Genomic DNA, 16,925 nt, shown 5'->3' with positions numbered 1-16,925 from the left:
CGTTTCAGTCAGACGTACGCTTAGAAGGAGTAGCGGACGCCGACCTTGATCTGCCAGACCGAGTTCGTGCCGAAGGTCGACGGCGAACGGTCCTGGAAGCTGTTGTAGGTGTAGAACTGGTTGCCCGTGCGCGTCGCCGTGATGTTGTTCGACGTATAGGGGAAACCGATCTGTTGGATCACGCCCCATTCGTCGTTCAGCAGATTGCCCAGGTTTTCGATGTCCATATAGCCGACCAGCTTGGCGCCGCCGGGGAAGAAGGCCGGCAGTTCCTGCTCGATGTGCATATCGACAGTGGTGACATAGGGCGACTTGAAGGCGTTACGCGGGGCGATCGAACCCGCGTAGTCGATCAGACCCGTACGCTTCAGGAAGGCGTTGAACGCGGCCAGGTCGAACGGCGTGGTCACGCCGCCCGAGGTCGTCGAGCCGTAACGCACCAGCGGGTCGCTCGTCGCCGTCACGTTTCCGCTGGAGTCGACTTGCGGCACGTAGAGCAGCTGACGCTGGGTGGTGATGTATTCGCCAGTCAGCGACGCCGGGCTGGTGCCGAAGGTGTAGCTGAACGGCAGACCCGAACGGCGCTGCGCATACATGTTGATGCGGGTGCGGTAGTCGCCGAAGAAGGCGCGAGAATAGCTGACGTTCAGCTTCAGCGCGTGCTCGATCTCATAGTTCGAGGTCGTCAGGGCCGGGTCGTTCGGGTCCGACAGGGCGATGTTGCCGTAGTTGGAGCTGGCGGTCGACGACGTGGCCGGCGAACGGTCGGTTACATCCAGGTAGGTGTAAGACAGGTTGAAGCCCGCACCTTCCAGCAGACCGTCGTACCAGTCTTTGCCCAGGGCGACAGCGAACTGATCCGTCTGGCCGCCATTGAAGTTGGTCATCATCAGGACCTGTTGGCCGGTACGGGTCGGGTTCGGACCGAAGACCGGGCGACCGTCAGGAGCCGTGCCGTTCTGGGTGCGCGCCAGCGACAGATCGACCCAACCGATCGCGTCCTGCAGTTCCGAGTGCACATATTCGGCCGTCAGGTTCCAGCCCTCGCCCATGCGGAAGCGGCTGAGATCGAACGCCTTAGTCGCGCCGATCGAGGTCTTCCAGATCGAGGGCGTCTTGAAGGCCGGATCGATCAGATTGATGTTGCCGGTGCCCTGATTGGCGCTGGCGGTCACGGCAGTCTGAGCAACAGGCTTGACGGCAAGACCATCGACATTCGTCAACGCGGCCTGCTGCGCGGCGGAGCAGACGGGGAAGGCGGATGCGAACTGCGATTGATACGTCGAGCTGATCTTACACTGGAACGAGCCGATCAGGTTGCCGGGGTTCGAATAGGAGTTCGAGATCCAAACGTTCGGCGAACCGCCCTGGAAGCGACCGAAGCCGCCATACACCGTCACATCCCACGGCGCGCGCCAGTTAAAGGCGAAGCGCGGCTGCAGAATGCCGACGCCGTCCAGATTCTTGTCGTTGCCAAAGCCGAAGCGTTGGACAAACCCGGGGTTCAAGAGCGGCTTGTCATCCGACGTATAGAGGTCGTAGCGCAGGCCGGCGGTGACCGTCAGGTTCGGCGTCGCCGTCCACTCGTCCTGGAAGTAGAAGCTGTTCTGAGCGTAGCTGAACGAAGCAGCGCCATCGGCCTTGTTGTTCGTGGCGGCGTTCGAATAGCCGATCGAGGCGGCCTGACGCGCTTGGAAGCTGGCGATCGAGTCGAACTCGTATTCAGCGTTCGCGACCTGCACGAACAGGTTGAAGATATCCTGCTCTTCACGCTCGATGCCGGCCGTGAAGCGGTGGCCGAAGCCGGCGTCATACTTGCCGACGAAGCGGTACTGCGTCGTATCGACCGTCAGGGCGTTGGCGTGGCGCGAGCGCTCCGGTCCGAAGCGGATCGAGCGACGAACGCCGGTTTGGGCGCCGTAGGGGGAGTCCAGATAGACCTGCATGGCGGCGAAGTCGTTGCCGGCCAGGCCTTGCGAGATGTTTTCGACTTCCTTGCGCGTGAAGGAGAACTCGGTCGAGAAACGGTCGGTCCAGTCGGAGAACAGTTGAGCCTTGTAGGCCTTCAGGTTCGTGACGATCTCATAGGCCGAAGACAGCAGTCCGACCGAGAGGTTGTTGCCGCTGGTCGTCGTATTGTTCAGGCGCAGGTCGCTGCCTTCGGTCTGCTGGTAGGAGACGACGGCGCGATGGCGATCGTTGATGTTCCAGTCCAGCTTGGCGAAGTACTTCTCGTCATAGGTTTCCAGCGCGCCCGCACGCCAGTCCAGCGGATCGTAGCCATAGACGGTCGTGGCGATCTGACGAACCTGATCGATCTGAGCCTGGGTGATGCCCTGGGCCTCGTTGGGCAGACCGGCGCCTTGCGGACCGGACAGAACGGGCGTGGCGCTCTCGAACTTTTCGTAGTTCAGCAGGAAGAACAGGCGGTCCTTGATGATCGGACCGCTGAGCGTAGCGCCCCAGGTCTTTTCCTCGAACTCGCCGACAACCGAGCGGTTCTGACGCTGGCCGGTGACGAAGTCTTCATAGCTGAAGGTTTCGCCGCGCAGGTCCTGGTCGGTCTTCTCGTAGAAGAGTTCACCGTGGAAGTCGTTGCCACCGGACTTGGTGACCGAGTTGACCACGCCGCCAGTGAAGGAGCCGTATTGAACGCCGTAAGGCGCCACATCGACGCTGACCGCCTGGATGACCGAACGCGAGATCGGCGAACCCAGCGTGGGGTAGCCGTTCTGGTTCAGACCGAAATCGTCGTTCTGGCGCACGCCGTCGATCAGGATGGCGTTGAAACGCGTGTTTTGGCCGCCGATCGACAGGGCGTCGTTGTTGGTGGGGTCCACCGTGGCGAACGGCGTGGTGCGAACAATGTCCTTGATGTCGCGACCGATCGACGGAAGCGTCTCGATGTCCGCCAGGTTCAGGTTGCTGCGCGGCGAGGTGCGCAGACCGCCGGAGCGGACGCCCGTAACCACGACATCGGCCACTTGTGCGGCGCTGTCCGCAGCACCGGCCACAACCAGTTCAACCGATGCCGGAGTGCCGATACCGATGGTCGCGACCTGAGCGACCGCATCGCCCGCCGACGAGGTGCTGCGAACGGTGTAGGGGCCGCCGACGCGCAGACCGCGCGACGAGAACGAGCCGTTCTGATCCGTAACGGTCGTCGAAGTGGTGCCCGACGGCTCGTGGGTCACCGTCACGGTCGCGCCCGCGACCGGCGCGCCGGCCGCGTCATAGACAGCACCCGAGATGCCGCCCGTCGTTTCTTGGGCATACACCGCCGTCGAGGCGGACATCATGATGGCGACGGCCGAAGCGCCGTACGCCAGTTTGCGGAAGGTCATTAAGCTATCCCCAGCTGGTGGACCGAAAATGGTCGAGGACATGTTCCGGACATGTCGCAATCCAGCCCCCTCTAGGGCGGATGTCAGAACCTAGGGCGACAGTTATGTAACGGTAATATGACAGCGACAGAGGGTGGTGTCGGCGCCACACTGGTTAGGGATTGCGCCCTAGTCCGTCGCGCGTTCGAACACGTCGGCGATCCCGTTGGCGGTCGGAATGATCGCATGGGGCTCGTGAAAATTACCGTTCACCTGGCTTTGGGCGATCACGTGAGCGCGGAAGCGCGTGAACAGCCGGCTGTCCGGGGCCTCGGGATCGCTCCAGAAGACGTCCAGCGGCTTCTGATCGGTCAACCCCTCGAAATCGAAGAAGGCGTCGCCCAGCACCTTGACCGGCGTGTGGAAACCCATCGCCGACAAGGCGGCGCTGGAGTTGTTGACCACCATGCCCTGCGAGGCGCGGCACAGTGCTGCGAGATTGCCGCCATCGATGAAATCGACACGGCCGGCGACGCCATGCTGCTCAGCAAGACGCAAGGTGATCGCGCGCAGATTGACCAGGCCGGGGTCAAGCGGATGATTTTTCACGACCAGACGCGTCTTCGGCGGCGCCTTTGAGGCGAAACTGGCGATCACCGCCGTGAGGAAGGCGCGGTTGTCGCAGTAGCGCGAATAGCGCAGCAGTTGGGCGTCGCCCTCGCGCTGCAGACACGCGATGAAGAAGTCGCCCTTCGCCTTTATGACATCGGCGTCGCAGTTTTCAGCCCGTCTGAACGCCAGGCTCAAATAGCGCCGGATATGACCGAGGCATTGGTTCAGCGGCGAGAAAACGTAAGGCGCGGTGTAGTTCGGGAACAGGGCTTTTCCCGCCACCTGCACCGTGTGGTAGGCGCTGATATTGGCGACGTGATGCGGCAGGATTTTTCCGACCGTAAAGGGCTCAGGCAGCAATGGCGCAGGCTCAGGATAGCCGCCCTTGAACCGCGGCAGGGCGCTCGATCCATTGACGCCGTTTCGCTCGACCGTGATCCAGTCGGGACGGAAATAGCCGTTCTCCAAGACCCAGACGCGCGCCTTCAGGCGGTCGGACGCCGCCAGGACCGCGCGGTTGTACTCTCCCGCCTCGCCAAACAGGATGATATCGGTGAAGGCGGAAGCGAACTCGACCAGATTCTCGGTCCACGCCTTTGCTGGGTCCTTGAACACAATGCCCCCGGACCGACGCCAGTTCATCGCGTCGCCGGCATTGAAGATCATGCGATTCACAAGGGCGCCCCGCGCCTCAAGAACAGACGCCATCACCGGACCGAATCGCCCGAACGGCGCCGAAACGATCAGGAAGCGACGCCCCGACAAGGCGGTCGGGCCAAACTTTCTTTTGCCCGGGAAAGCGGAAATCGTCGCCGACTGCGAAGGCCGCGACGTCTGCAATCTCGGGCGGACCTCGGGCCGCACCGCATCGCCACGAAGCCGATATCTGCGCCGACGCCTTGCCGACAGAAGTCTGGAGGATGATCGCAAATCCACCATCACGCCCATCCTCTATCCGCCACCGAGGCGTGCATTGCTGCGCTCCGGCTGCGACCAAGATGTCTGTGATTACGGATCATCGCCATGCTTGTGTCCCGCAGTTTGGACGCGATCAATTGAAATCGCTCAAGTCCCGGGGATTTTGAAACGCAGGACGGTTGGCGTTGCTTTATGGCACCAAAACCGCCGCCGCCCAAAGGGCGACGGCGGCATGATGTTGTCATATCGACGACCTTCATGACCTTGAGAGCGCCGGGCCGGACGAACCGCACCGGCACTCCGAAAGTCTTAGAAGTTGATGTCGATGGTCGCGCGGCGGTTGAGCGGTTCGCGCACACCGTCGGCGGTAGGCTTGGCCAGGTTTGTCTCGCCCTTGCCATCCAGGGCGATGACGCCGCCGTTGACGCCCGAGGCGACCAGGGCGTCCGCGACGGTGCGCGAACGACGGTTGGACAGGCCCAGGTTATAGGCGGCCGAACCCGAGGTGTCGGTGTAGCCGACGATCAGGACGCGCGTCGGACGACCCGACTTGGCGTAGTTGGCGGCCTGCGTCACCACCGAGCGGGCTTCTGCGGTCAGGTCCGAGCGATCCCAGTCGAAGTAGACGACGAACTGGCGAGGCATCGGGGTCTGAGCGACCGGCGGAGGCGGCGGCGGGGGCGGAGGAGGCGGCGGGGGCGGGGGCGGCGGGGGAGGCGGCGGCGGGGGAGCGTCTTCCGCACCGAAGCTGTAGCGCAGACCCAGGGTCACGGTGTGCGACTGATCGTAGTCGCCGTCCCATTCGCCGAACTGCGTGGCGCCCACGCCCGTGCCGGCCGTCGTCGAGGCGAAGTTGGCGTCGCCCGTCAGGTAGCGGTAGGTCAGGTCGATGTTGGCGCGGTCGCCGATGGCCCAGGCCAGACCCGCGATCGCCTGAGCGGCGAACTTGGTCGAGGTGTCGTCGGCGGCGAAGGTGGCCAGACGGTTGGCGCGCAGAGCGCCGATCGTGTTGGTGTCGACGCGGTTCACACCGGCGCCGAGACCGACGAACGGACGAACGCCCCAGTATTCGAAGCCGAAGTCATAGATGACGTTGGCCATCAGGGTGGCGGATTCGATGTCGCCTTCGGGCGAGAAGCAGCCGCCCGTCGCCGGGGTCAGGTTGCACAGGCCTTGCGTGCCCGAGACAGCGCGCACGGTGCCGATGTCGCCCGAGCGGTAGCCGCCTTCCAGTTCAACGCGCCAGTTCGGGTTGAAGCGGTAGCCGAGGCGAGCGAACGCCGCCCAGCCGTCGTTCACTTCCCAGTTCCAGTTGGCGCCGGTCGTGGACGATTCAGCGTTGATATCGTCGATCATGTGGTAGCCGGCGTCGATGGCGCCGTACCAACCATTGGGTTCCGCCGATGCGGCGCCGGCTGCGAACAGTCCGGCGGCGGCAACGGAGGCGAGAAGTTTGAGCTTCATAGCTTCCTCACTGTGTGAATGCGCGAAGCTGCGCAATAGCACAGCATTCACCCGACCGAACGGCGTGGCTGGCGCACGGTTCCGCGCTTGAGCTACGATTGTGTCGACTGTGGCGCCGTTTCAACACATTGGGTGCCTGCGAAAGGAAACGAATATGGCGATGCGGTTTGACGGACAGGTGGCGATCGTGACGGGTGCCGGAGGCGGCTTGGGGCGAGAACACGCGCTCGCTCTGGCGGCGCGCGGGGCCAGGGTGGTGGTCAACGACCTGGGCGGGGCGCGCGACGGTTCGGGCGGGTCGGCGACGGCGGCGGAAGCGGTCGTGGCGGAAATCGAGGCGGCCGGCGGCGAGGCCATCGCCAATGCGGCCTCGGTGACGGACTATGCCGCAGTCCAGGCCATGGTCGATCAGGCCATGGCGAAATGGGGCCGGATCGACATCCTGGTGAACAACGCCGGCGTCCTGCGCGACAAGACCTTCGCCAAGATGGAGATCGAGGACTTCCGCTTCGTCGTCGACGTCCACCTGATGGGGGCGGTCAACTGCACCAAGGCGGTGTGGGAGATCATGCGGGGACAGAACTACGGCCGGATCGTGATGACCACCTCGTCGTCCGGCCTGTACGGCAACTTCGGCCAGTCGAACTATGGCGCCGCCAAGATGGCCCTGGTCGGCCTGATGCAGACCCTGTCGATCGAGGGGGCCAAGAACAACATCCGCGTCAACTGCCTGGCGCCCACCGCCCACACCCGCATGACCGAGGATCTGGGCGCCGCCCTGCCGCTTGAGGCCCTGTCCCCTGCCCTGGTGACGCCGGGCCTGCTTTATCTGGTCAGCCGGGACGCCCCCAGCCGCGCCATCCTGGCCGCCGGCGCCGGCGGGTTCGAACGGGCCTATATCACCCTGACCCAAGGCGACTTCGTCACCGGCGAGGATGCGCCTGAACAGGTCGCCGCCCGTTTCTACGCCATCTCGGACCGCGCGAGCGAGATCGTGCCGGACATGGGCGCCGCCCAGGGCATGATCGAACTGACCAAGGCCCAGAAGGCGCATAGTTCTTAAGGGGCCTATCGCGCCCCGCGTTACTTGAGGCCGTCGCCGCCGATCCGGCCTTGCGTTGACGTGGGGTCAGGCGCCTAACTTCGCTTCAGAGGAAACCCGGCCTCAAGCAGCCCGAAGGGCGATAGGCCAAGCGAAGAGAGCATCCATGCGCGAAGCCGTCATCGTCTCCACCGCCCGCACCCCCATCGGGCGCGCCTATCGCGGCGCCTTCAACGACACCCAGGCGCAGCAGCTCGGCGCCCATGCGGTCAAGCACGCGGTCCAGCGCGCCGGGGTCGATCCGGCCGAGATCGAGGACGTGATCATGGGCGCGGCCCTGCAGCAGGGTTCGACCGGCACCAACGTCGCGCGCCAGATCGCGCTCGCCGCCGGCCTGCCCTCTTCCGTTCCGGGCATGAGCCTGGATCGTCAGTGCGCGTCGGGCCTGATGGGCATCGCCACGGCGGCGAAACAGGTCGTCTTCGATCAGCAGAAGATGGCGGTCGGCGGCGGGCTCGAAAGCATCTCCCTGGTCCAGAACCAGCACATGAACCTGTACCGGATGAAGGACGAGGCGCTGCTGAAGCTGTCGCCCCACATCTATATGTCGATGCTGGAGACGGCCGAGGTTGTGTCGCGCCGCTGCGGCGTCAGCCGCGACCGCCAGGACGAGTATGCGTTGAAATCCCAGCAGCGCACCGCCGCCGCCCAGGACGCCGGTCGCTTCGACGCCGAGATCGTGCCCATGACCACCACGATGCTGGTCATGGACAAGGCGACCGGCCAGACCTCATCAAAACAGGTCACCCTCTCCAAGGATGAGGGCAACCGTCCCGACACGACGCTGGAAGGGCTGAAGGCGCTGAAGCCCGTCTTCGGCGGCGGCGAGGAGATCCAGACGGGCGAGTTCGTCACCGCCGGCAACGCCTCGCAACTGTCCGACGGCGCCTCGGCCTGCGTCGTCATGGAGGCCGGTGAGGCGGTGAAGCGCAATCTGCAACCGCTCGGCGCCTATCGCGGCATGGCCGTCGCCGGCTGCGAGCCGGACGAAATGGGCATCGGCCCGGTCTATGCCGTGCCCAAACTGCTGAAGCGCCACGGCCTGACGGTGGACGACATCGGCATCTGGGAGCTGAACGAGGCCTTTGCCGCCCAGGTTCTGTACTGCCAGGACACGCTGGGCATTCCCGACGACCGGCTGAACGTCTCGGGCGGCGCCATCTCCATCGGCCACCCCTACGGCATGTCCGGCGCCCGCATGACCGGCCATGTCCTGATTGAAGGCAAGCGTCGCGGAGCCAAATACGGCGTCGTCACCATGTGCATCGGCGGCGGCATGGGGGCTGCGGGATTGTTCGAGATTTACTGACTTTCGTCTCCTCCCTGTCGCGCAGCGATGGGGAGGTGGCGCGGCGCTCCTTTAGCGCCGCGCCGGAGGGGTTCTGCGACGCCTACAGGAGACAGTGAGACTTCAAGAGCCCCTCCACCGCTTCGCGGTCCCCCTCCCCACAGGTGGGGAGGAGACGCGTCAGACCCGCTCGCTGATCTTGATCGCCGCCTTGCAGCCCACCTTGATCACGCCGGACAGTAGGCGATAGGCCGGCGCTTCGCGGCTGCCGTGTTCGATGGCGTGGTCGTGGTGGGCCAGCTCCTCGTCGCGGAACTGCTTCAACTCAGCGGCAAGAGCCGGGTCGCGATCGCCGATCTCGGCGATCTGGTCGGCATAGTGTTTCTCGATCACGCTCTCGACCGCCTCGGTGCAGGCGTGCGCCGCCTTTTCACCCATCAGGGCCGTGCCGGCGCCCAGGGCCGAGGCGGCGATGCGCCACAGGGGCGTCATGACCGTGGGTCGCACCCGCCGCTCGTTCAGCAGCCGCTCGAAGCGCGCCAGGTGCACCGCCTCCTGGTCCTGCATCTCCGACAGGTCCTGGACGATGCCGTCACGCCCCTTGCGCCCTTCGAACACCGCCTTCTGGGCGCGATAGATCAGGACGGCCGCATATTCCCCGGCGTGGTCGACGCGCAGGATTTCGTCCATCCGCGCCTTGTCGGCGCCTTGGCCAGGACGAGGGAGAGGAATGGAATGGCTCATCGCATCAGGCCTTTTCGATCCGGGGCGCGCGGGCGTCCTTGGGACGTTTCGCCGCCAACAGGCTGAACACCGCAAGCGCCGAGGCGATGATCGCGTTCCATCCTGCCATCGACAGGCCCAGCCAGCTCCAGACCACATCGCCGCAGCCGATCACCTTGGTCACCGGCCCCGTGCCCATGGCCAAGGCCGTCAGACTGTCCATATCGACCGAGCCGCCGACGGACGAACAGGTCGCAGGCAGCGCCCACCATTTGTATTCGCCGCCCATGTGGAAGATGGCCGTAATGGCGCCTGTGGCGAAGACGGCCGCCAACAGGAAGGCGGCGATGCGCGGCGTGCCCCGGCGTCCGCCGCTGAAAAGGGTCCAGCCCGTGGCCAGTACCGCGACGACCACCGCGCCCCAATAGACCTCGCGCTGCTTCAGACACAGGTTGCAGGGCGCAAGGCCGCCGAACCGTTCGAACGCATGGGCTGCGCCCAGCATGGCCAGCGACGCGGCCAGGGCGAAGGCGGTCCACCAACGGGTCAGAAGGCGATAGACATCGATCATCTTGAAACGGTCTTACCCCGCCCCGAACGCGGCGTCGACTTACAGAAGCTTCAGGACGACGATCAACGCGACCAGCGCGATCAGGCCGATCACGCTCCACATCGCCAGCCGCTTTTCGACCTGCGCCAGCATGGCCGGCCCCCAGCGTTTCAGGATCCACGCTTCCAGAAAGAACCGTCCGCCCCGCGTCACGACCGACGCGGCCATGAAGACCGGAAAGCTGAACGCCGCTAGGCCCGAGGCGATGGTCACCAGCTTGTAGGGGATGGGCGTCAGCCCCTTGATCAGAATGACCCACAGGCCCCACTGATCGAACCAGGCGCGGAACTGCTCCAGCCCATCCGAATGGCCCAGCACCCGCATGATCGCCAGACCCAGATCGGTCAGGAAATAGCCGATCGCATAGCCGAGAATCCCGCCCAGCACCGACGCTGCAGTGCAGACGGCGGCGTAGAAATACGCCTTCTGCGGCCGCGCCAGGATCATGGGCGCCAGCATCACGTCGGGCGGTATCGGAAAAAACGAACTCTCGGCGAAGGAGACGACCGCCATGGCCTTTGTCGCATGGCGGCTGCGCGCCAGATCGAAGACGCGGTCATAGAGTTTACGCAGCATGGCGATCCTTCAGGCGGCACGGCGCGTTAGCACCCCTGCGGCGTTGCGTCATCCTCGTCCGTCACATCCACTTGCTAGAGCGCCTGAATGACGACCCCCGCCTCTTCCCCGTCCACGGTCCAGCAGGACGACGTCAGCCATAACGTCACCCGGCTGCTGCGGCGGCTGGCCGACGACGGCGGCGACGCCGGGCTGACCCTGCACGAAATCCGCGACCGGCTGGACGAGCGCGCCTATGGGCTTTTGATCCTGCTGCTCTCCATCCCTTGTCTCGTGCCGGGCCTTTACGGCGTGCCGCAGGTGGTCGGGCTGATCGTCATCCTGCTGGCCGGCCAGATGCTGGTCGGGCGCGAGGAGCCTTGGCTGCCGCGCTGGTTTCTGAACCTGCGGTGCAGGGGATCGTGGCTGAAGGCCATGGCCGATTTCGCCGAAACCAAACTGGGCTGGATCGACCGGCTGTCGCGCCCCCGCCTGCGCCGCTTCGCGGATGGACCGGGCGAGAAGCTGGCCGCCGTCTTCATGATCCTGGCGACCGTCACCATCGTCATGCCCCTGACCAACACCATCCCCTCCATCGCCCTGGCCCTGCTGTCGGTCGGCCTGATCCAGCGCGACGGCCTGTTCGTCCTAGCCGGCTGCGCCGTCACGACCGTCTGGCTGACCATCCTGGGCGCGCTCGGGACCGGCGTTCTGATGGGTGCCGAATGGGCGACCCGCTGGCTGCCGGGCTGACGCAGACACAGGTTTCAACGCTGCAAGCGTAGCCTTAGAAGTCCAAGAATTAACGGGCGCCCGGGCGGTGATCCGTGGAAGGTGGCGTGACCGACCGACGGTCGATCCTTCTCAAATTCCTTTCACGGCGTGTCATGGCCTTGCCTCTTCGTTTCTCCCGCATCCTGTTCGTCGCCGTCGGTGCGCTGTTGGCGACCGCCCTGCCCGCAGCCGCGCAGGACTACCACCAGCCTTTCCATCCCGATCAGCTGAAGGGACCGCCAGCCGGGGCGCTGAACGAGGTGCTGGTCCTGGGCAAGCCGCACCTGTCGAACCTGGGCGACGGCTTCAAGGCCAAGAGCCTCGCGCCGCTGCTGGATCGGTTGGCGGGCTGGAAGCCGACCGCCATCGCCACCGAGGACCTGTCGGGCCTGCAATGCGACAGCCTGCGTCGCTATCCGTCGCGCTATGCCGAGACGGTCGACACCTATTGCTGGGATCCCGCCCCCGCCGCCCTGGCCACCGGTCTGGACGTATCCGCCGCCAACGCCGAGGCCGAGCGGCTGCTGGCCGAATGGCCCGCCCAGCCCACGGCGGCCCAGCGGCGTCATCTGGCGGCGGTCTTCCTGGCGGCTGGCGAGCGGGGATCGGCCTTGGTCCAGTGGCTTCGCCTGCCCGCCCGGGACCGCATCGCCGGGGACGGCCTGAACGACGCCTTGGTCGGCGTGCTGAACCAGATCGAGGAACAGGCCAACGAGACCTTCCTGATCTCCGCCCCCCTGGCCGCGCGCCTGGGACTGGAACGGCTGTGGAGCGTCGACGACCACTCCGCCGATTCGCCCGACCCTGCCGACCCCGTGGAGAAGAAGGCATCACAGGACGCCGTCATGGCCGCCTGGGACAATCCCGCCAGCACGGCCCGTCGGGCGCAAGACGAACGTCTGAGCGCCGCCCTGGATCAGCCGGGCGGCCTTCTTCAGATGTACCGCGCCTACAATGCACCGACCGTCCCGGCCATGGCCTATCAGTCCGATTTCGGCGCAAATCTGGTCGAGCCGTCACCCCAGGCCTTCGGCCGCCGCTACCTCGGCTTCTGGGAGACCCGAAACCTGCGAATGGTCGCCAATATGCGCGATGTCCTGGGCCTCTATCCGGGCACTCGGATGCTGACGATCGTCGGCGCCTCGCACAAGGGCTACTACGAAGCCTATCTGGATCAGATGCATGACGTCCGGCTGGTCGATCCCGAGCCCGTTCTGCGCTGAGCGGAACGCGCTGGGGGTCGTCCGTCATCACGACCCCGTGGCTTCGTCTTGGCTCCGTCGTCTTCTGTGACTAGGTTCCGCGCCAATCGGCGGCCAGACCGCCCTCAAGATCACGCGGGAGACGCGCCATGAACGACATGACCCAGGCCCAAGATCAGGCCACGGCGGAACAGATCGACCAAGAAAACCCCCTCGGCGTCGACGGTTTCGAGTTCGTCGAATTCACCGGCCCCGAGCCCGAGGCGATGATTTCGCGCCTGGAGCTGATGGGCTTCACCCAGACGCACGTAAACCCCAAGACCGACGTGGTGCGCCTGAAGCAGGGCGATATCAGCTTCCTGGTGCAACGCTCGCCCAAGGGTCAGGCCGCCGACTTCGCCAAGGATCACGGCCCGTCCGCCAACGGCATGGCCTTCCGCACCACCGACGCCAAGGCCGCCTATGAGGGCGCCCTGGCCCGCGGCGCCGTCGCCGCGACGGACGCCGCCGGCGGCGCGCTGGGCGACGACTACCCCTACATCCTGCAAGGGATCGGCGGCTCGCTGCTCTACGTCATCGACCAGTACGGCGACGCCGGCTCGCTCTATGACGCCTGGGACGAGATCGAGGGCTGGGAAGAAGCCGAGCGCAAGAACTCGATGGGCCTGGAGATCCTGGACCACCTGACCCACAACGTCCGTCGCGGACAGATGCGCACCTGGTCGGGCTTCTACAACTCGATCTTCAACTTCGAAGAGCAGAAGTATTTCGACATCAAGGGCAAGGCGACGGGCCTGTTCTCCCAGGCCATGATCGCGCCCGACCGCGCCATCCGCATCCCGCTGAACGAAAGCCAGGACGAAAACTCCCAGATCGAGGAGTTCATCCGTCGCTACAACGGCGAAGGCATCCAGCACATCGCTCTGACGACCGAGAACATCTTCGAGACGGTCGAGGCGATGAAGGAACGCGGCGTCGCCTTCCAGGACACCATCGAGACCTATTTCGAACTGATCGACAAACGCCTGCCCAACCATGGCGAGGACGTGGAGCGGATGCGCAAGAACCGCATCCTGATCGACGGTTCGGACGAGGAAGGCCTGCTGCTGCAGATCTTCACCCAGGACACCTTCGGCCCGATCTTCTTCGAGATCATCCAGCGCAAGGGCAACGAAGGCTTCGGCAACGGCAACTTCCAGGCCCTGTTCGACTCCATCGAGCTGGACCAGATCCGTCGCGGCGTCATCAAGGTCGACGCCTGAATGACGATGCGGCCGCCGACCTGGCTGCCCTGGCTCGGCCCGGTCCTGGCGGCCGGCGCCGGGGCCCTGGCCGGCGAATACTGGCTGGGCGGCGGCTTCTGGATGGTCCTGATCGCCGCCCTCCTCTGCGGCTTCGCCCCCATCGTCGGCTATCAGGTGTGGAAGCGCCTGCACCACAGGGGGTGAGGGCGGCCGATTGGCTTTTGCCAGATGCCCGATTTTGGGAAGTTGAATCTGCACATGATGTCGCTTGACTGACACCAAGCGAACGAGGCTGAAATTGGGTCAGGACGCCGCTCTATTCTCGCGCTAAGGTCGCGCAATGCGCACCTTTGCCGTTCTGCTTGCGATCTGTTTCAGCGCCAGCCCAGCAATAGCTCAAATTGGCTCATCGGCTCCGAACGATCCGGTGCTCGGCGCTCGGCTTGTCGAGGGTGTCGCCACGGCGGATCAGCTCTGGCTTAGAAACGAAGCCGGAGCGCTGGTCGTTTTCGATCGGGCCGACGCCAACCGGCGCATTATTGTCGAAGAAGGCGCTGCGGATTTGCTGCGCGACGCTGGGCGAACCCTTGTTCTTCAGTCAGATGGCGGAACTCCAAGACGTTTTTCTGTCCAAGAACCAGAAACAGGCCGATCCTTAACACCGCCGCTCCAGGCCGACGCTCTCGGTTTTCTGCGTGAAGGCTTAGACTGGATCGTCATTACGAAAGACGCCCTCTACCGCAGCGATGGCGGTGAGTGGCGCCGCCAGCCGTTCGAAGGCTTCGGGCGCCACTTCGGCGTCATGACTTTGGCCTCTACGCCTGACGGGTCGATATATATTGGTTTCAATCAAGGCGAATGGGGCGGCGGACTTTGGCGGATTGCTCCAGGCTCCTCAAGGTTGGTTGAAATCCGCAAGGTCGATGATGATCCCTGTCACGGTCCACTTGCATCTGAATGTGATCCGGTCACAGGTTTGGCGCCAGACGTTGATCATGCCGGATGTCTACTGGCCTCGATTGGTCTATCCCACATGCTGTCACACGGCCGCGTCATGCGTGTCTGCGGCGATGAAGCAACCTTAGTCTTCAGCCGAGAACTGGATGCTCTTCCTGGATCGATCGAAGCATTCTCACACAGCACATGGCCCCTATTTGGTCTCGCGGCGACCCCGCGCGGCTGGGTTGCTGTCACACAAGACAAGTTGTTTGTTTCGGATGGCGGCGAGGTGAAAATCCTGGAGATGCCCGATGTCAAGTCGCTCGCTGGCATTCAAACTGTGCAATTTGAAAACATTTTAGTTGTTCCAACAGACATCAATTGGGGCATGTCTCTGAGCGGCTACACGCCTATGCTTATCGCCGTCACTGACTAGACGCGCTTAATAATCCCCGTGTCCGTTTGGCTACAGAATGGTTTGGGTGGCGAAAACAAGGTTAGGACAACGACTTCGAACTCAGCGGTTTTTTTGCTGTGATCATTCTGATGTCGGCCTTCTCCTGACTCGCGGCTACATCTCAGGCCGTAGACGCGTCTTGCTAGCCATCAGCTATCTAACATTTAGACCTTCCGAGCTTATTAGACCAATTGACCTGACATGCCCGAAGGCGGCGTTACACTGCGACCGACCGGCGTCATTGGGGAAAGTGCACCGATTGCACTCGTTTTTCGGCCCGGAGGAGGTTCACGATGCGCATCGCCTGTTCGGGACTGATTGCACTCTTTGCACTGTGTTTTTCCTCGGCCCACGCCCAGGCCCACGCCCAGGACGCTGCGCCGCAATGGTCGCTGGCGATCCACGGCGGGGCGGGCGTGATCGAGCGGTCCAGCCTGACGCCCGAGCAGGACGCGGCCTATCGCGCGGCGCTGCAAGGCGCGCTGGACGCCGGGTCGGCCGTGCTGAAAAGCGGCGGCTCGGCGCTGGATGCGGTTCAGGCCGCCGTTCAGGTCATGGAGGACGATCCCCTGTTCAACGCCGGGCGCGGGGCGGTCTTCACTGCGGCCGGCCGTAACGAGCTGGACGCCGCCATCATGAACGGATCGGACCTGACCGCCGGGTCCGTCGCCGGCCTGACCACCACGCGTCATCCCGTCGCCGCCGCCCGCGCAGTGATGGAGCGGTCGCCTCACGTCATGCTGATCGGCCCAGGCGCCGACGCCTTCGCCGCCTCGGTCGGGTTGGAGCAGGTCGATCCGGCCTTCTTCTTCACCGAGCGCCGCTGGCAGGGGCTGGTCAAGGCCCTGACCGAGGCCGGACAGCCGATCCCCGAGCGCCCCGCCGGCGCGCCCGCCTCCCCAACGGCCCCAGGCGCTCAGGCCGAAATCGCCCCGCCGCTAAATGAAAAGAAGTTCGGCACGGTCGGCGCCGTGGCGCTGGACAGCCAGGGGCGTCTCGCCGCCGCCACCTCGACCGGCGGCATGACCGCCAAACGCTGGGGCCGGGTCGGCGACGTGCCGATCATCGGCGCCGGAACCTACGCCTCAAACACCGACGGCTGCGCGGTGTCCGCCACCGGCGACGGCGAATATTTCATCCGCGCCACCGTCGCCCGCGACATCTGCGCGCGGATTGCAGGAGGGGCGGCGACGCAGGCCGCCGGTCAGGCGGAGATCGCTGACGCCGAAAGGCTGGGCGGCAAGGGCGGCGTCATCGTCATGGGCCTGGATGGCCGCCCTGCCTTCGCCATGTCCACCTCGGGCATGTATCGCGGCGCGGCCTCCTCGACCGACCCCGCCCGCGTCGCCATCTACGCCGACGAATTCTGAGCGCCCGCTCAGACCAATTAGACGAATTAGACTCTCTTTTTTCCCAGACCGAGACCCATGCCTGCATCCGATGACGAACTGACCGTGATGGCCAACGAGGAGTTGGACGCCGCCTGCGCCATGCCCTTCGTCGAGGTCAGGAAGATCACCCCGTGGGGCGACAGTTACGAAGGCTTCGCCCCGTCCGGCCGCACGGTCGAGGTCGAGCGTCGCTACCTGTGGGCCGTCGAGCCTGAGGGCGGCGTCATCGTCGAGGTCGAGGTCCGCGACCGCGCCGCCCGCACCGGCGCCGAGGCCCGCGCCCTGCTGACGGCCGCCGACTGATTCCGCCGTTCCCAACATCG

15 protein-coding genes are annotated in these 16,925 nt (G+C 64.8%); 9 read left to right on the top strand and 6 right to left on the bottom strand.

Features of this window, described 5'->3' with window-relative positions; all coding sequences use genetic code 11:
• Positions 1-20: 20 nt before the first annotated feature.
• The 3 genes from E4341_RS03895 to E4341_RS03885 form a co-directional block, all read right to left on the bottom strand.
• A complete protein-coding gene (locus E4341_RS03895; protein WP_165115314.1) occupies positions 21-3,344 on the bottom strand; it encodes a TonB-dependent receptor in 3,324 nt (1,107 codons plus the stop codon).
• A 168-nt stretch (positions 3,345-3,512) separates the two neighbouring features.
• The gene (locus tag E4341_RS03890; protein WP_240893611.1) at positions 3,513-4,601 is read right to left on the bottom strand and encodes a capsular biosynthesis protein; all 1,089 of its coding nucleotides are present in this window, start codon (positions 4,599-4,601) and stop codon (positions 3,513-3,515) included.
• Positions 4,602-5,162: 561 nt separating this feature from the next.
• The gene (locus E4341_RS03885; protein WP_165115310.1) at positions 5,163-6,317 is read right to left on the bottom strand and encodes an OmpA family protein; all 1,155 of its coding nucleotides are present in this window, start codon (positions 6,315-6,317) and stop codon (positions 5,163-5,165) included.
• Positions 6,318-6,471: 154 nt separating this feature from the next.
• Here E4341_RS03885 and E4341_RS03880 point away from each other — a divergent pair, with 154 nt between their 5' ends.
• Both E4341_RS03880 and E4341_RS03875 read left to right on the top strand, forming a co-directional pair.
• Positions 6,472-7,380, top strand: coding sequence for an SDR family NAD(P)-dependent oxidoreductase (locus E4341_RS03880; RefSeq protein WP_165115308.1), 909 nt, complete (start codon positions 6,472-6,474; stop codon positions 7,378-7,380).
• Between the two features lie 145 nt (positions 7,381-7,525).
• Entirely contained in the window at positions 7,526-8,728 is a 1,203-nt protein-coding gene (locus E4341_RS03875; protein WP_165115306.1) for an acetyl-CoA C-acyltransferase, read from the top strand.
• A 159-nt stretch (positions 8,729-8,887) separates the two neighbouring features.
• Here the strand turns inward: E4341_RS03875 and E4341_RS03870 are convergent, their stop codons facing one another.
• From E4341_RS03870 to E4341_RS03860, 3 genes are read right to left on the bottom strand one after another with little or no spacing between them, the layout of a single operon-like run.
• Positions 8,888-9,451 carry a demethoxyubiquinone hydroxylase family protein gene (locus E4341_RS03870; protein ID WP_165115304.1) on the bottom strand — a complete coding sequence of 188 codons (564 nt, stop codon included), beginning with the start codon at positions 9,449-9,451 and terminating at the stop codon, positions 8,888-8,890.
• A gap of 4 nt (positions 9,452-9,455) precedes the next feature.
• Positions 9,456-10,001: a disulfide bond formation protein B gene (locus E4341_RS03865; RefSeq protein ID WP_165115302.1), complete on the bottom strand. Its 546-nt coding sequence runs from the start codon at positions 9,999-10,001 to the stop codon at positions 9,456-9,458.
• Between the two features lie 39 nt (positions 10,002-10,040).
• A complete protein-coding gene (locus E4341_RS03860; RefSeq protein WP_165115300.1) occupies positions 10,041-10,616 on the bottom strand; it encodes a YqaA family protein in 576 nt (191 codons plus the stop codon).
• An 87-nt stretch (positions 10,617-10,703) separates the two neighbouring features.
• On the opposite strand from E4341_RS03860, the gene E4341_RS03855 reads away from it, so the two are divergent.
• The 7 genes from E4341_RS03855 (at position 10,704) to E4341_RS03825 (ending at position 16,905) form a co-directional block, all read left to right on the top strand.
• A complete protein-coding gene (locus E4341_RS03855) occupies positions 10,704-11,348 on the top strand; it encodes an exopolysaccharide biosynthesis protein (protein ID WP_165115298.1) in 645 nt (214 codons plus the stop codon).
• Positions 11,349-11,482: 134 nt separating this feature from the next.
• Entirely contained in the window at positions 11,483-12,592 is a 1,110-nt protein-coding gene (locus E4341_RS03850) for a DUF5694 domain-containing protein (RefSeq protein WP_165115296.1), read from the top strand.
• 128 nt (positions 12,593-12,720) lie between these two features.
• Entirely contained in the window at positions 12,721-13,833 is a 1,113-nt protein-coding gene (gene hppD / locus E4341_RS03845) for a 4-hydroxyphenylpyruvate dioxygenase (protein ID WP_165115294.1), read from the top strand.
• A complete protein-coding gene (locus tag E4341_RS03840) occupies positions 13,834-14,019 on the top strand; it encodes a hypothetical protein (protein WP_045810597.1) in 186 nt (61 codons plus the stop codon).
• A 136-nt stretch (positions 14,020-14,155) separates the two neighbouring features.
• Positions 14,156-15,190 (top strand): hypothetical protein, encoded by a 1,035-nt coding sequence (locus tag E4341_RS03835; RefSeq protein WP_165115292.1) that lies wholly within the window; start codon positions 14,156-14,158, stop codon positions 15,188-15,190.
• 314 nt (positions 15,191-15,504) lie between these two features.
• On the top strand, positions 15,505-16,581 hold the full coding sequence (locus E4341_RS03830; RefSeq protein WP_165115290.1) for an isoaspartyl peptidase/L-asparaginase family protein: 1,077 nt from the start codon (positions 15,505-15,507) through the stop codon (positions 16,579-16,581).
• Between the two features lie 57 nt (positions 16,582-16,638).
• Entirely contained in the window at positions 16,639-16,905 is a 267-nt protein-coding gene (locus tag E4341_RS03825; protein ID WP_017506239.1) for a hypothetical protein, read from the top strand.
• Positions 16,906-16,925: the final 20 nt, after the last annotated feature.

Source organism: Brevundimonas sp. 'scallop' (assembly GCF_011045535.1).
Lineage (GTDB): Bacteria > Pseudomonadota > Alphaproteobacteria > Caulobacterales > Caulobacteraceae > Brevundimonas > Brevundimonas vesicularis.
Note: the sequence above shows the minus strand (reverse complement) of the source record. Positions and strands in the feature narration are given on the sequence as shown.

What these genes read in the sequence shown, in the direction of transcription:
- E4341_RS03895 (WP_165115314.1), bottom strand. Translation starts at nt 3,344, where the DNA reads ATGACCTTCCGCAAACTGGCGTACGGCGCTTCGGCCGTCGCCATCATG.
- E4341_RS03890 (WP_240893611.1), bottom strand. Translation starts at nt 4,601, where the DNA reads ATGATCTTCAATGCCGGCGACGCGATGAACTGGCGTCGGTCCGGGGGC.
- E4341_RS03885 (WP_165115310.1), bottom strand. Translation starts at nt 6,317, where the DNA reads ATGAAGCTCAAACTTCTCGCCTCCGTTGCCGCCGCCGGACTGTTCGCA.
- E4341_RS03880 (WP_165115308.1), top strand. Translation starts at nt 6,472, where the DNA reads ATGGCGATGCGGTTTGACGGACAGGTGGCGATCGTGACGGGTGCCGGA.
- E4341_RS03875 (WP_165115306.1), top strand. Translation starts at nt 7,526, where the DNA reads ATGCGCGAAGCCGTCATCGTCTCCACCGCCCGCACCCCCATCGGGCGC.
- E4341_RS03870 (WP_165115304.1), bottom strand. Translation starts at nt 9,451, where the DNA reads ATGAGCCATTCCATTCCTCTCCCTCGTCCTGGCCAAGGCGCCGACAAG.
- E4341_RS03865 (WP_165115302.1), bottom strand. Translation starts at nt 10,001, where the DNA reads ATGATCGATGTCTATCGCCTTCTGACCCGTTGGTGGACCGCCTTCGCC.
- E4341_RS03860 (WP_165115300.1), bottom strand. Translation starts at nt 10,616, where the DNA reads ATGCTGCGTAAACTCTATGACCGCGTCTTCGATCTGGCGCGCAGCCGC.
- E4341_RS03855 (WP_165115298.1), top strand. Translation starts at nt 10,704, where the DNA reads ATGACGACCCCCGCCTCTTCCCCGTCCACGGTCCAGCAGGACGACGTC.
- E4341_RS03850 (WP_165115296.1), top strand. Translation starts at nt 11,483, where the DNA reads ATGGCCTTGCCTCTTCGTTTCTCCCGCATCCTGTTCGTCGCCGTCGGT.
- hppD (WP_165115294.1), top strand. Translation starts at nt 12,721, where the DNA reads ATGAACGACATGACCCAGGCCCAAGATCAGGCCACGGCGGAACAGATC.
- E4341_RS03840 (WP_045810597.1), top strand. Translation starts at nt 13,834, where the DNA reads ATGACGATGCGGCCGCCGACCTGGCTGCCCTGGCTCGGCCCGGTCCTG.
- E4341_RS03835 (WP_165115292.1), top strand. Translation starts at nt 14,156, where the DNA reads ATGCGCACCTTTGCCGTTCTGCTTGCGATCTGTTTCAGCGCCAGCCCA.
- E4341_RS03830 (WP_165115290.1), top strand. Translation starts at nt 15,505, where the DNA reads ATGCGCATCGCCTGTTCGGGACTGATTGCACTCTTTGCACTGTGTTTT.
- E4341_RS03825 (WP_017506239.1), top strand. Translation starts at nt 16,639, where the DNA reads ATGCCTGCATCCGATGACGAACTGACCGTGATGGCCAACGAGGAGTTG.